The sequence below is a fragment of the Rhodoferax saidenbachensis genome (assembly GCF_031457975.1).
GTDB lineage: Bacteria > Pseudomonadota > Gammaproteobacteria > Burkholderiales > Burkholderiaceae_C > Allorhodoferax > Allorhodoferax saidenbachensis_A.
In genome coordinates this window covers 1-12,662 of the sequence record NZ_JAVDXO010000003.1, presented here as the reverse complement: position 1 = coordinate 12,662, position 12,662 = coordinate 1, and the positions used below count along the sequence as shown (strand labels likewise).

Here is a 12,662-nt window from a genome sequence, read left to right as displayed (position 1 = left end):
TCGCCTGTTCAGGCGCTTTGCAACTTTACCGGAACACCCCTGTGCTGCACGCCACATCCGACCCTCTGAGTAACCCACGCGACTCGGCCACCATCGTCCTGCTGCGCGATGGCAGTTCGGGCCTGGAAGTGTTTTTGCAAAAACGCAGTGGCCTGTCAGACGCCTTTGGCGAGGCCTACGTGTTTCCCGGTGGCAAGCTAGACGACCATGACAGCACACCGGCCGCAGTGGCTGCGCTGGACGTACCTGCCGAGGCCCTGGCCCGGCAATTGGGTGAACCCGATCTGAGTGCGCCCGTGGCTGCCGGTCTGTATGTGGCCGCGCTACGCGAGCTGTTTGAGGAGGCCGGCGTCCTGCTAGCAGCGGGCAGCACGCACCCCGCCAGTGTGAAACCGGAAGACTGGCAAGCCTGGGTAGCCGCATCGGGCGCCACGCTTCAGGCCAGCGCGCTAGTGCCATGGAGCCGCTGGATCACGCCACGCATGGCCGCCCTGAGCAAAAAGCGCTTTGACACGCGCTTCTTTTTAGCGCTGGCGCCTACCGACCAAGAGGCCAGCCACGACAACTTCGAGACCACGGCCAGCATCTGGCTCGCACCCCAAGAAGCCCTGCTGCGCTACCACCGCGGCGAAATTGAAATGGCGCCGCCGCAGATCATGAGCCTGGCCCATCTGGCGCGCTATGGCAGCGCGGCTGAGGCAATGCACGCCGCGCGGCAACGACTGCCACCCTGCATCTGCCCGGAGAATTTCACGCAAGACGGCGAGGTCATCCTCTGCTACCCCGGCGACCCGCAGCACTCGGTGCCCACACGCGCCCTGCCCGGCCCAACGCGGCTGGCTATCCGCAACAAGCGCTTTGTGCCGGTAGAGGGGCTGGAGAGTTTGTGGGCCTAAGGCCTGGCGTGGCTTGCTATGGATTCAGGAGCTGCTCGCGCAATATCTACGGGGGCTAGAGGCCTATTTGGCATGTAAACAGCTGCTCAGTCACTTCTTTGCCCCACTGCGTGCCTTGCTGGCTTTGGGTGAGCGTGAAGCCATGCTTTTCGTACAGATGCCGTGCCGCATGCAGTCCATCAAACGTCCACAAGTGCACCTGACCGTAGCCGCGTGCCCGGCAGAAACCCATGGCCGCCGTCAGCAGCTGCGAGCCGATGCCCTGCCCGCGTGAAGCGTCAGACGTGATGAACCAGCGCAGATGCGCGCCCGATGCCTCGTGATGCGATCCATCAATGGCAATGGAGCCGTGGATCACCCCGTCTTGCTCTACCAGCCAAAGGCCATCCCGATCCACTTGGTAGTCCAGGCAAAACGCAGCCAGGCCGGACGCCACTTTGGCCTCAAACGGTGCGCCAAAGCCCGCGGTGCGCGCGTAGTAGCTGGCGTGCAGCTCGACGATGCGGCCTATGCAGCCGGGGCGGTAACCAAGGTGAATATTCATGGTTGCGGAATTCCAGTGCGCATCCAGTCTTCAACATCACTGGGCTTGACCAGGGTGCGCATCTCGTCAAACGCCGTCTGCGCCTCGGGGTAGTGGCGGCGCAGCAAGTTGAGCCATTGTTTCACGCGGCCGGCTTGCTGCTTTTTCTCTAGATGGGTCGTCGCTATTTGCCAGAAGGCGTGCATCAGGGGGCCCAGTTCTTTCCAGCTCCAGTCGCCCCCCGGCTGGGCAATGCTGCCCGGCACCGTGCCCATGGCCGCCAGCACGCTGCGCGCTAAGGCCGGGCGCGCCACAATGCCGCGCCCCAGCATGACAATGTGGCAGCCGCTTTGCGCCACAGCGGCCTGCGCGTCTTCCACGCTCCAGATCTCGCCATTCACCACGACTGGCACCCGCACCGCCTCGCGCACATCGGCCACGCGGTCCCAATAAGCCGGTGGGCGGTAACCCTGCGCCTTGGTACGCGCATGCACCACAATCTCGGCCGCGCCACCGGCCTCCAGCGCCCGCGCGCAGTCCAGCGCTAGGCTGTCGTCATTGAAGCCCAAACGCATCTTGGCGGTGACGGGAATGGACGCGGGCACTGCCGCGCGCACAGCAGCGACGATGGCGCGCAGGACCTCGGGGTCTTGCAACAGCGCGGCGCCACCGCCATGGCGGTTCACCACCTTGGCCGGGCAGCCAAAGTTCAGGTCAATGCCGGGCGCACCCATCTCCGCCAGCCGCGCTGCGTTTTCGGCCAAACACACCGCGTCCGACCCCAGCAACTGCGGCCATACCGGCACGCCTGCAAAGGTGCGTGCGCCATGGGCCAGCTCGGGCACCGTGCGTAGCAAGGCCTTCTCTGACATCAGCGAGTGCGTGATGCGAATGAACTCCGACACGCACTTCTCCACCCCGCCCACGCGGGTCAGGATGTCACGCAGGACAAAGTCGAGAAGCCCCTCCATGGGGGCGAGGTAGATGCGGACGGGCACTGGGATGAAGAACTGAGAAAGGGACTAAGCAGTCGCGCATTGTCCCCCAACAGGGGGGCTGCCTTTAGAGGGCTTTGGTGCCAGCTTGCAGCAGTGCGCCCGGATCCAGGAAGAACATCTTCTTCCACCCCTGTGTCTCTGAACTAAAGCGCCACGGCAGAGGGATGAGCGACACCACGGCGTAGTGCAGATGTGGCGGTTTGCCTGCGGCGTTTCCGCTTGTGCCAACCAAACCAAGCACCGCCCCCTTGGCGAGGAAGGGGGGCGACGGATCGGCATCGGCCAAGTGTGCGTAGTAGTGCACTCTCCATTTCGGCCCAAGAACCACAACCACGTTGCCACCAATACCGAGGTGGCCTTGATAGATGACAACACCCGGGACGGCGGATACAACATGTCTACCCTGGGGTGCGAAAACATCAATACCTTTGTGCACGCCGGAAACTCCCCATGGCTCATACCAAAATGACTTTGGATTCCAGTCTTTCGAAGTAGCCCCAGCTACAGGAATGCGGGGTTCCTCAGGAATGGCGAAGCCAATGCCTAGCAGCAAAGCGATGGCAGCAAGAAAGGTATACAGACGGCGATGCTTCATCTTACGTCGTGCCAAAGATTTGACGGGCACTGCATAGCGACGGAATCTAGCGCCGTTTGGCCGCAGCACTTGGTTGAGAAAGCCTGATTGAACACCAAAGTAGCGTACAAAAAACTACAGAGAACAAGATGCAAGCGTCCAGACTTTTGGGCGGCGCTGCCAACAGATCGCTAAAAACGGCATACGGTACAACGGGCGCCCAAACGAAGAACGCGGGAAAGTCGCTGAACGGCACATGAGAGTGGCCTTCGTAGTGCGGCCACTTTATGTATAAAACGACTGCGGCACCGGCCAGCAGATAACTGATGACCATTGCAAGACCGATACGTAGTGGTCGGCGGTGATAGCGCAGTTCAAACTTCATGGGGCAGGATCAATAATCAGCATTGACCAAAATAAATTTCACGAGGCAGCCAGTGTGAACCAGAGCCAGCCCATCCATCTGATAGCGGTCGACACGAAAAGCCAGACTGAAGAACTGATCGCCGTCCAGCATTGTTCCCTTGAAGGTGTTCCATCGCTCGCGCGAATTGCCAAACGGCACAAGCTTGCCCGTCTCTCGAATCGGAATCATGTGCTTGGCTTCAACCTCCGCAACCGTGAACGGACCCTCAACGGTGTAGCGTTTGTCAGCCTGCAGCTCCGAAAAAGATCTTTGGTCGCCGACGCACTCAGCTCCTGACACCGCAAAAGCGGCCGGGCCACTCAGCACGACAAAGAGTACCGCTACATGAAGGTGTAAACGCATCGGGTCACTTCCATATCTGCCACCATTTACGGGTTGCCCCTTCACCTAAAGGTATTGACGAAGGTGCGTATACATCGAATTGCTTGTAGTTGAGGGCCGGGTTTTCTTCATCATGTTTGAAGCCAGCAATCTCGTTGGCAGTTTGCAGAGGCACTTCAAAGTAGAAGTCAACTTCCTTTGGCCCCAAGTCCTCCGCATCCTGTTGTTCTTCGGCTTCTTGCAGAGCAACGCCGCAGGGATCAGGAAGTGACCCTTCGAATTTCAGATGCCGCTTGCCCTGTTGTGCATCGTGTTCAACGCACCATACTTTTTCACCCTGCTTCCAGAACTCGGCGGAAGAGAACATTACGTGCTCCTCGACACGACAAGCAAGCACTTCGGCGGCCCTTGACAGCACAGCTAGGCTTGATTCGGAGACCAAAGGGTGGTCACAAACTGGCGCAATGACAAGATGCCACCCGTTGGGCAGCGCGTGGCCCGAAACCGATTTGCGCCCCATTCACCCACACTGCCGGTTTTCGAAAGTCCGAGAATTTCAAGCCCCGCTTCGACAGTAGAGCCCTTGAATGCAAGCCAGGAAAGCGAATAACCCATGGTGATTTTTAACGTCCGAGGCCACCGGCACGCAACACGCGCCGCGAAGCGGCAACCTGATGTTGCTTGTCCGCGTGGGCCGAATTGTTAGACCTGTCTATTAAAGAATTCATGTGCCTCCTTTGCAAGTCGCTCCACCTGCCCTGCCTCGACAACAATAGCGAATTTTGCCGACCAACAGGCCCTTACGTTAGAACCCGGCACCTCAAAGTGAATTGTTATGTGGCCCGTGGAGTCTGAGGTCGCTGATATTCTGAGCTCGCCTTCCATAGCGTCCCATGTCTTGACTCCTTTCCACCCCGACCATTGTTTTGCGATGTCGTCGAACAAAACAGTTGGTGGATGGCCAAAGCCTGGATTCTCGACAAGAGCCGATGCTTTGAAATCTGGAGCCTCTAGATGAACCATATAGGCATCGAGCCATCCATCGGACTCAAATCTCTGGGAATCGAACGTGACAACCACTTGTCGCTCGGCTTTGATAATGAACGAATGCATGAAGGTCTAACGTTGGCGCTGTCTGGCACGCAGCAAGCGCCGCAAAGCGGCATCCTGCTGCTGAGCGTCCGCGACGAGCAACCTGTTAACCCTGGCCAACTGCTGCCTCATTCTTTTTGCGAAAGTTTATTGACGCCTCTTTTGACGCAAACACTGTCCATCGTGCAGTGAATGAGGGATTTTCGAAGGTGCTTCCGTCCTTGAGTTCGTAGAACCCTGTTTCGGCCAGCTCAAAAACTTCCTCGTCATATGGGAGGGACATTTCATCACCGCTGGGTCGCAGAACTCGCACAGTATTTTCATTGAATGAGACAACAGTGCCAAAGAACGTATCAAAGGTTTCTTCGCCCTCGTTATCAATTTTTCGCAACGACACCAAGATGGTCTTATCGTTTAAGTCGAGCATGTTGGTCCAATGGTGGTGCAGGTAAGAGTTAACGTTTGAGCTGAGCGGGCCGAAGCCGGCATAGTGCTTGGGCCGCGAGGCGGAGCATAGACCTGAACCGCCTCGCGGCCCAAGTGCCATGCCGGTGGAGGTCCGCCTCGAGCGAAGGGTTAGGCGTCATCGCGTATTAGGTCCGCAATTCTGCCGCTAGGTAGCCGAACCGGACCCCGCAATGAGCTGTCGCTCGCGAGATGTTCATCCATGAGTTCGAAGCAGCGCGATCGATGGTGCTCAAGCAGCGATGAGTCTCGCGTTTCGAAGTACTCGCCCTCGTCTGTGACCGAAAAAGCATCGAACCAAGGTTTCAGAAGGTCTAGAAGTCTGATGAGTTCTTCGTGCACATTCTGTGGCGCGAACTGCGTCTTTGTGTACTCCTGGACGTAGAGATCGCGGTCGAACTCAAGCCTGATCGGCTCGCTGCTTGGATGTGGCTGGAGTTCGACTCCTCTTGTCGGACCCTCATAGTCCCAGTCCTGCTCGTCGCGGACGCGACCGAGCGTCACTTGATCATTCTCGAAGTGCGCTACAGGCCAAGAGCGAGCGGCAGCGAAGTCCGTTGCGGCCTTGACTACCGCGTCGTACGCATCAGCGTTGCGGAGCTGGCCTTCGAAGTGAACCGTGACACCCATGTTGACGCCTAACGTTGGCGATGACCAGCACGCAGCGACTGCTGCGCAGCAGCCTCTTGCCGCTGGCTGTCTGCGTCGATCAACCTGTTAACCATCAAGCTCACGGTGCAGCCTTAGGGGCAGGACCAACGTCCATTCCGTCATATGAGCCGATAGCACGCTTCTCTGCGAACTCATAAAACTGCACGTTTCGAAGGTTAAGAGACTCTGGCGTATGCGCCTCGACCCGCTCAATGTGCAACCTAAAAAGTGGCCGACCCTGGACTGCTTCTAGGTTGACGATCCGATAGCTCATTGTCTGAAGTTCTGTCGCTGCCCCCTTGAGTTTTTCCATGTCCCGATCGAAAAAGAAATACCCCCAGAGAAGCGGGCCGTCGACGTTCCATGGTGTTTTGGCGCGCATGTCTGCAAACATCGCCTGGAGCTTTTCCAGCGAGATGCGCTTTGATGTTTGAGCTTGCGCTGGGACAAGTTGTCCAACCATCAGAATGGCAAGTCCTGAGGCGATTAACGTGCGTCTGATAGGCATTGGAAGATCGTCCCTTTGACGGTTAACGTTGGCGCTGCCCGGTGCGCAGACTGAGCCGCGAAGCGGCATTCTGCGGCTGCGTGTCCGCGCCGAGCAACCAGTTATGCCGCATCAGCTAGCACCTCGGTTTTTTCCAGGAGCTCTGCAGTGGCGGAGCTGTGCAAAGGTCCCCAGATAAAGGACGTTGCTTGCAGTCGCAAAGTACATCTAAACCTTCGACCCGATTCCGCGACAGCTTCAAAGGTGATCTGCGGGGTTTGTCGGTCCATTTGAAACTTGGTATGTGAACCGACTCGGACTGTCATGTTGGTCGACGCAGCCCATTCGCGCGCGCGCGCAAGGGCTTGTCGTTTCCAGAACCAGTTCGCGAGGAAGAACACCAGACCAACTACAACGATCGTTGCGATGCCGTCCAAAGAGAGGAGTGAGTTCAAGTTGGCTTCTTTCTACAACAGCCAGAATTCAGCGGCATAACGTTTGACTTAAGCGGCGTGCCGTAGGCACGTCCGCTTGAAGGAAGGGTTAGGCCTCGGCTTACACATACGAATGGTGAAGTTCGGCGTCCTTCGGCTCTTGATCGGCTACTGCGACGAAGGCAAGATGGGTGGCGGCAAAGTCGCGCACTACGGTTGATGCCTGCGGGCCCTCACAAATCAGGTTGCCGGGCTTGATCGCTTCCAGTTCAGTTGTTGGCTCAAATCTGTACGTCAGACTTAGCTGACTAATCGCATCGTCGTCTTGAGCTGCCTCTTCAATGAACTGTCGCGTGATGTTCAGTTCAAAGTTTCTGCCAGAGCCCCAGTCGTACGTTCCCCATTGAAACAGAAGCATGTCTCCATCACGTCCGCTGCAACCGACCGGTGCGACCTCATCATAGAACGCAAACATCTGGGCAAGTCCTTCGCGGGGTGTGCAAGCTTCTAGAGCTACTCCTGAAGCACTGCTGAATGCTTGGAATGAGGCGAGAGATTCGGATGGTGTCATGAGAGGCCTAACGTAATGTCCAGAGCAACACTTGCTCTATAAGTTGGGCGCTGCTCCATAAGTTGGACATGAAAATCTCCTGAGAACGGCTTGCAGTCTAGCTATTTGCTGAATATACTGGTTAAACGTCCAGTATTAAAAATTCCATGAAACCCGGCACCCCTCCGCCGCAATCCACCCGTGTGTTGGACCAGTTGCGCGAGCGCATTCGGTACATGCACTATAGCCTCAGTACCGAGCAGGTTTACGTCTACTGGGTGCGGTTTTTCATTCGCTGGGCAGCACGCGGCGGCGAAATGCGGCATCCGCGCGACTTGGGTGCACCGGACGTAGAGGCATTTTTGTCCATGCTGGCAACTGAACGCAAGGTATCGGCCTCCACGCACAACCAAGCACTCAGCGCGGTTTTGTTTTTGTATCGTGAAGTATTGGGTATTGCGTTGCCCTGGCTTGACAACATCAACCGTCCAACCCAAAAACGGCGCATTCCCAGCGTGCTGACCAAGGACGAAGTTGCTGGCCTGCTGGCGCATATGGATGGACAAACCGCGCTGTTGGCGCGCTTGCTGTATGGCACCGGTATGCGGTTGATGGAGGGCATGCGCCTTCGCATCAAAGACGTTGACTTTGACCGCCACGTCATCATCGTGCGTGAGGCAAAGGGAGGCAAAGACCGGGTCGTGATGATGCCGCATTCGCTGGCATCCGCATTGCGTCTGCAATTGTTGGCGTCCCGCGCCCAGTGGGAGGCGGACCGCCAGGCGCAGCGCGGCGGAGTGGAAACCCCGCACGCGCTGGAACAGAAATACCCCAAGGTCGGGCACACCTGGGGTTGGTTCTGGATGTTTCCGTCACCGACGCTGTCCATTGACCCTCGCAGTGGCGTGGAGCGGCGGCATCACCTGTACGAAGACCGGCTACAGCGGTCGCTCAAGAAGGCCGTCGTACTGGCAGGCATTCACAAGACGGTATCCGTGCACACCCTGCGCCACTCCTTCGCCACCCACCTGCTACAGGCAGGCACCGACATCCGCACCGTGCAAGAGTTGCTGGGCCACAGTGATGTGTCTACCACAATGATTTACACGCATGTGCTGAAGGTGGCCGCGGGTGGAACAACAAGTCCACTTGACAGCCTATCAACGATATAACCAATCATTACGCTACAAAAACAATAGCTGCTCGCGCAATGAGAAAGGGCGCCGCAGCGCCCTTTCTCATTCAAACCCAGCGCTTCGACAGGCTCAGCGCGAACGGGAGCTGGGTGTGCGCATCAATTCCGAATCAAGTGGTCAAACGCACTCAGCGCAGCTTTCGATCCCTCACCCGCCGCGATCACGATCTGCTTGAACGGCACGGTGGTGCAGTCGCCCGCTGCAAATACACCAGAGGCGTTGGTGTGGCCTTTGGCGTCCACGATGATTTCGCCGAACTTGCTCAGCTCAATCGTGCCCTTGAGCCATTCGGTGTTGGGCACCAGGCCGATCTGCACGAACACGCCTTCCAGTTCCACCAGATGCTCCACGCCCGTGGCGCGGTCCTTGTACTTCAGGCCGTTCACCTTGCCGTCGGCACCGGTGATTTCGGTGGTCTGGGCGTTGGTGTGCACCGTCACGTTGGGCAGGCTGTTGAGCTTCTTGATCAGCACGGCATCGGCCTTCAGTTGGTCAGCAAACTCGATGACGGTGACGTGGGCCACGATACCAGCCAAATCAATGGCAGCTTCGATACCCGAGTTGCCGCCGCCGATGACCGCGGTGCGCTTGCCCTTGAACAAGGGGCCGTCGCAGTGCGGGCAGTAGGCCACGCCCTTGTTCTTGTACTCCTGTTCGCCGGGCACATTCACATTGCGCCAGCGCGCACCGGTGGAGAGGATCACAGTCTTGGCCTTGAGCGTGCCGCCGTTGGCCAGCACCACCTCGGCCATACCACCCGCTTGTGCTGCGGGGATGATCTTGTCGGCCCGCTGCAGGTTCATGATGTCCACGCCATACGAGCGGGTTTGCGCTTCCAATGCAGCGGCAAACTTGGGGCCGTCGGTCTCTTGGACCGAGATGTAGTTCTCGATCGCCATGGTGTCGTTCACCTGGCCGCCAAAGCGCTCGGCCGCCACGCCCACGCGGATACCCTTGCGGGCAGCGTACACGGCTGCAGCGGCACCGGCGGGGCCACCACCGACGATGAGCACGTCGTAGGGGTCTTTGGCGGACAGTTTGGCGGCGTCTTTGTCAGCAGCGCCAGTATCCAGCTTGGCCACGATTTCTTCGACCAGCATGCGGCCATTGCCGAACAGCGCGCCATTCAGGTAGACGCTGGGAACGGCCATGATTTCACGGGCGTTGATCTCGTCCTGGAAGGCACCGCCTTCGACGACGGTGGTCTTGATCTTGGGATTGAGGATGGCCATGAGGCTCAGAGCCTGCACCACGTCCGGGCAGTTGTGGCAGGTCAGGCTCATGTAGACCTCGAAGTTGAAGTCGCCACCATCTGCCGGGCTCAGGCCTTTGATTTGGTCGATCACGTCCTGCTCCACCTTGGGCGGGTGGCCACCGGTCCATAGCAGGGCCAGCACCAGCGAGGTGAACTCGTGGCCCAGGGGCAGGCCGGCAAAACGCAGGCTGGTGTCAGTGTCGCCGCGCTTCAGGGTGAAAGAAGGCTTGCGGGCGTCCTGTCCGTCATAGGCGACTGTGATCTTGTCGGTACGCAGGCTCTGGATGGTGTGCAGCAGGTCGCGCATTTCCACCGAGTTGTCGTCCTCACCGAGGGACGCCACGATCTCGATCGGCAGCGTCACGCGCTCCAGGTAGGCGCCGAGTTGGGATTTGAGGGTGTCGTCGAGCATGGTGATTCCTTTTGCTATTCATTTGGTAGCTGCTTGCGCACACTACACGCGGGCTACAGCCCAATTTGGGCAAAAAAAAGCCGGACGGCCTGGCGCACACGCACCAGGACGCTGTCCGGCTAGTGAGCGCTCAGGGCGCTCTGCCGTCTTGCCGGATGGGCTTAGATCTTGCCGACCAAGTCCAGGGAAGGCGTAATGGTCTTGGCGCCTTCGTTCCACTTGGCGGGGCACACTTGGCCGGGGTGGGCGGCGGTGTACTGGGCGGCCTTCAACTTGCGCACGGTTTCCTTGACGTCACGGGCGATTTCGTTGGAATGGATTTCCAACGTCTTGATGGTGCCAGTGGGATCAATGATGAAGGTACCGCGCAGTGCCAGGCCTTCTTCGTCGATGTGCACGTCAAACGCACGTGTCAGGGCATGGGTGGGGTCGCCAATCAGGGGGAACTTGGCCTTGCCCACGGCAGGGGAGGTTTCGTGCCACACCTTGTGGGCAAAATGGGTGTCGGTGGTGACGATGTAGACCTCGGCACCAGCCTTCTGGAATTCTGCGTAATGCTCAGCAGCGTCTTCCACTTCGGTGGGGCAGTTGAAGGTGAACGCAGCGGGCATGAAAATGAACACGTTCCACTTGCCCTTGAGGGTCTCGTTGGTCACGGTCACAAACTTGCCGTTGTGAAAGGCTTCGTTCTTGAATGGGACGACTTGGGTGTTGATCAATGACATGGTGGTTTTCCTCTTGAAGTTGCTGTTCTGAACACGAACAACCTGAATCTTAGAGCCTACACACCATGTTTTGGTTTGATTGATCCAATCAAGCGGATTGACTTTGCCTATGACGCCCGAAACACCCGGTGGTGCAGGCGGCGCAATGACCACCATACGGTGCCCGCCACCACCGGAATGGCCGCCGCGGCCGTCAGCTCCGGGCTCCAGGGCCAGCCCCAGTGCTGCGCGGCCTTGGCCCAGTAACTGGCCAAGCCAACGATGTAGTAGGTGATGGCCGCCACCGACAGGCCCTCCACCGTGGACTGCAGCTTGAGCTGCATGTCCTGGCGGCTGTTCATGGTCGCCAGCAGGGCCTGGCTGCTTTGCTGCTGCTCGATCTCGACCCGGGTGCGCAGCAGATTGCTGATGCGCGATACGCGCTGCGACAGCGCATCCTGGCGGCGGCTGGACCAGGCGCAGGTGCTGCGCGCCGGGGTCAATCGGCGCTCCATGAACTCGCCAATGGTTTGCATGCCAGCCAGACGCGACTCGGCAATGTCTTCAATGCGCTTGTCGACCAACTCAAAGTAAGCGGCGCTGGCTGAAAAACGAGAATGGGTGGCCGCGTGCTGGCTCTCCACCTGCCCTGCCAGGCGGGTCAAGCGGTCCAGCAGCGCGGGCTCGTCATCGCGCGTAGCACTGCGGATGGCTTCGGCCAGTTCCGCCAGCTCGCGCTCGGCAGACGCCAGCACCACCGAGGCCTCGCGCGCCGCGGGCAGGCCCAGCAGGGCCGCCATGCGGTAAGTCTCAATCTCCAGCAGGCACTGCACCAGGCGCCCCAGGCGCCGCGGTGTGACACCACCGGCCAGCAGCACCATGCGAGAAAAGCCGTCCGCATGCACCGCAAAGTCGGTGTACACCTCGCCAAAACCGTCGGCCACGGTGGAGGCCACCAGCGTGTCCTCGTGCAGCAGCTGGCGTATCCAGGGACCCGTGTCCACCTCGTTGGTGGACAACACCCACAGGTGCAAGCTGGCCAGGCAGCCACCCGGCAGGTTCGCCAGCCACTGCTGGGGCACGGCGTTCAGCGCCAGCTCGGGCTCTCGGTCCGTGCCCACCTGGTTACTGATCGGGCGCATGAAGGTCCAGGTCACAAACTCGGTGTGCAGCTCCCAACGCAAGCGGTACAGCCCCAAGTCCATGCGGATATGGATGGAATCCGCATCCGGCGCGGCCAGATGGTGGTCCCGCGCCAATGCGGCAATGTGCGCGCGACTAGCCTCTCTCTGCTCGGCATTGCAGACCATGACCACATGCGAGAGCGCCATGGGCGAGGCCATGGACTCAGGCGGGCGGGCGTGAACTTCGTTGTGAAGCGAGAGGCGTTGTGGGTGCTGCGCGGTTTGGATGTTCAAGGGAAGGACGGACTCAATAATTAATCTTCAACAAACGCCTCTTCGCGCTTAGCCTTGATGGAAGGCATCAGCACGACGACCAGCAGCAGCACGGCCGCGGCCAGCAAACTGGCTGACAGCGGACGCGTGAGGAACACGCTCCAGTCCCCGCGGGACAGCAACAACGCACGGCGCAAATACTCTTCCATCATCGGGCCCAAGATAAAGCCCAGCAGCAGCGGAGCAGGTTCTGTGCCCAGCTTGATGAACAGGTAGCCGA

18 protein-coding genes and 1 pseudogene are annotated in these 12,662 nt (G+C 59.0%); 3 read left to right on the top strand and 16 right to left on the bottom strand.

Features of this window, described 5'->3' with window-relative positions:
• Window positions 1–41: 41 nt before the first annotated feature.
• On the top strand, window positions 42–896 hold the full coding sequence (locus tag J2X15_RS08050) for an NUDIX hydrolase (protein WP_310341284.1): 855 nt from the start codon (window positions 42–44) through the stop codon (window positions 894–896).
• A 55-nt stretch (window positions 897–951) separates the two neighbouring features.
• Here the strand turns inward: J2X15_RS08050 and J2X15_RS08045 are convergent, their stop codons facing one another.
• The 7 genes from J2X15_RS08045 to J2X15_RS21240 all read right to left on the bottom strand — a co-directional run bounded on the left by J2X15_RS08045 (window position 952) and on the right by J2X15_RS21240 (window position 4,852).
• Window positions 952–1,440, bottom strand: coding sequence for a GNAT family N-acetyltransferase (locus tag J2X15_RS08045; protein WP_310341283.1), 489 nt, complete (start codon window positions 1,438–1,440; stop codon window positions 952–954).
• Entirely contained in the window at window positions 1,437–2,390 is a 954-nt protein-coding gene (locus J2X15_RS08040; protein WP_310341281.1) for a tRNA dihydrouridine synthase, read from the bottom strand. The genes J2X15_RS08045 and J2X15_RS08040 overlap by 4 nt, the downstream gene beginning before the upstream one ends.
• A 91-nt stretch (window positions 2,391–2,481) precedes the next feature.
• Window positions 2,482–3,012 carry a M23 family metallopeptidase gene (locus tag J2X15_RS08035; RefSeq protein WP_310341279.1) on the bottom strand — a complete coding sequence of 177 codons (531 nt, stop codon included), beginning with the start codon at window positions 3,010–3,012 and terminating at the stop codon, window positions 2,482–2,484.
• 46 nt (window positions 3,013–3,058) lie between these two features.
• Window positions 3,059–3,376, bottom strand: coding sequence for a hypothetical protein (locus tag J2X15_RS08030; RefSeq protein WP_310341277.1), 318 nt, complete (start codon window positions 3,374–3,376; stop codon window positions 3,059–3,061).
• A 9-nt stretch (window positions 3,377–3,385) separates the two neighbouring features.
• Window positions 3,386–3,760 (bottom strand): hypothetical protein, encoded by a 375-nt coding sequence (locus J2X15_RS08025; RefSeq protein WP_310341274.1) that lies wholly within the window; start codon window positions 3,758–3,760, stop codon window positions 3,386–3,388.
• 4 nt (window positions 3,761–3,764) lie between these two features.
• Entirely contained in the window at window positions 3,765–4,106 is a 342-nt protein-coding gene (locus J2X15_RS08020; protein ID WP_310341271.1) for a hypothetical protein, read from the bottom strand.
• Window positions 4,107–4,441: 335 nt separating this feature from the next.
• Window positions 4,442–4,852, bottom strand: a complete 411-nt coding sequence (locus J2X15_RS21240) for a DUF6228 family protein (protein ID WP_409034261.1) — start codon at window positions 4,850–4,852, stop codon at window positions 4,442–4,444.
• Between J2X15_RS21240 and J2X15_RS08015 the strand changes: the two genes are divergently transcribed.
• Complete coding sequence (locus J2X15_RS08015) at window positions 4,754–5,023, top strand: hypothetical protein (protein ID WP_310341269.1); 270 nt, start codon at window positions 4,754–4,756, stop codon at window positions 5,021–5,023. The genes J2X15_RS21240 and J2X15_RS08015 overlap by 99 nt on opposite strands.
• On the opposite strand, the gene J2X15_RS21235 is transcribed toward J2X15_RS08015, so the two are convergent.
• The 5 genes from J2X15_RS21235 to J2X15_RS07995 form a co-directional block, all read right to left on the bottom strand.
• Window positions 4,938–5,258 carry a hypothetical protein gene (locus J2X15_RS21235; protein ID WP_409034260.1) on the bottom strand — a complete coding sequence of 107 codons (321 nt, stop codon included), beginning with the start codon at window positions 5,256–5,258 and terminating at the stop codon, window positions 4,938–4,940. The genes J2X15_RS08015 and J2X15_RS21235 overlap by 86 nt on opposite strands.
• Window positions 5,259–5,407: 149 nt before the next feature.
• Window positions 5,408–5,926, bottom strand: a complete 519-nt coding sequence (locus tag J2X15_RS08010; RefSeq protein WP_310341266.1) for a hypothetical protein — start codon at window positions 5,924–5,926, stop codon at window positions 5,408–5,410.
• A 100-nt stretch (window positions 5,927–6,026) separates the two neighbouring features.
• On the bottom strand, window positions 6,027–6,455 hold the full coding sequence (locus J2X15_RS08005) for a ribonuclease E inhibitor RraB (protein ID WP_310341264.1): 429 nt from the start codon (window positions 6,453–6,455) through the stop codon (window positions 6,027–6,029).
• Window positions 6,456–6,556: 101 nt separating this feature from the next.
• Window positions 6,557–6,889 (bottom strand): hypothetical protein, encoded by a 333-nt coding sequence (locus J2X15_RS08000; protein ID WP_310341263.1) that lies wholly within the window; start codon window positions 6,887–6,889, stop codon window positions 6,557–6,559.
• A gap of 100 nt (window positions 6,890–6,989) precedes the next feature.
• On the bottom strand, window positions 6,990–7,439 hold the full coding sequence (locus J2X15_RS07995; RefSeq protein WP_310341260.1) for a hypothetical protein: 450 nt from the start codon (window positions 7,437–7,439) through the stop codon (window positions 6,990–6,992).
• A 146-nt stretch (window positions 7,440–7,585) separates the two neighbouring features.
• Here J2X15_RS07995 and J2X15_RS07990 point away from each other — a divergent pair, with 146 nt between their 5' ends.
• Complete coding sequence (locus J2X15_RS07990) at window positions 7,586–8,590, top strand: integron integrase (RefSeq protein WP_310341258.1); 1,005 nt, start codon at window positions 7,586–7,588, stop codon at window positions 8,588–8,590.
• A gap of 122 nt (window positions 8,591–8,712) precedes the next feature.
• Here the strand turns inward: J2X15_RS07990 and ahpF are convergent, their stop codons facing one another.
• From ahpF to J2X15_RS07970, 4 genes and pseudogenes are all read right to left on the bottom strand, one after another.
• Entirely contained in the window at window positions 8,713–10,281 is a 1,569-nt protein-coding gene (ahpF, locus tag J2X15_RS07985) for an alkyl hydroperoxide reductase subunit F (RefSeq protein ID WP_310341257.1), read from the bottom strand.
• Window positions 10,282–10,442: 161 nt separating this feature from the next.
• Window positions 10,443–11,006 (bottom strand): alkyl hydroperoxide reductase subunit C, encoded by a 564-nt coding sequence (gene ahpC, locus J2X15_RS07980; protein WP_310341256.1) that lies wholly within the window; start codon window positions 11,004–11,006, stop codon window positions 10,443–10,445.
• A 107-nt stretch (window positions 11,007–11,113) separates the two neighbouring features.
• Window positions 11,114–12,403: a DUF3422 family protein gene (locus J2X15_RS07975; protein WP_310341255.1), complete on the bottom strand. Its 1,290-nt coding sequence runs from the start codon at window positions 12,401–12,403 to the stop codon at window positions 11,114–11,116.
• Between the two features lie 20 nt (window positions 12,404–12,423).
• Window positions 12,424–12,662, bottom strand: a pseudogene (locus tag J2X15_RS07970) (tripartite tricarboxylate transporter permease); the annotation flags it as partial.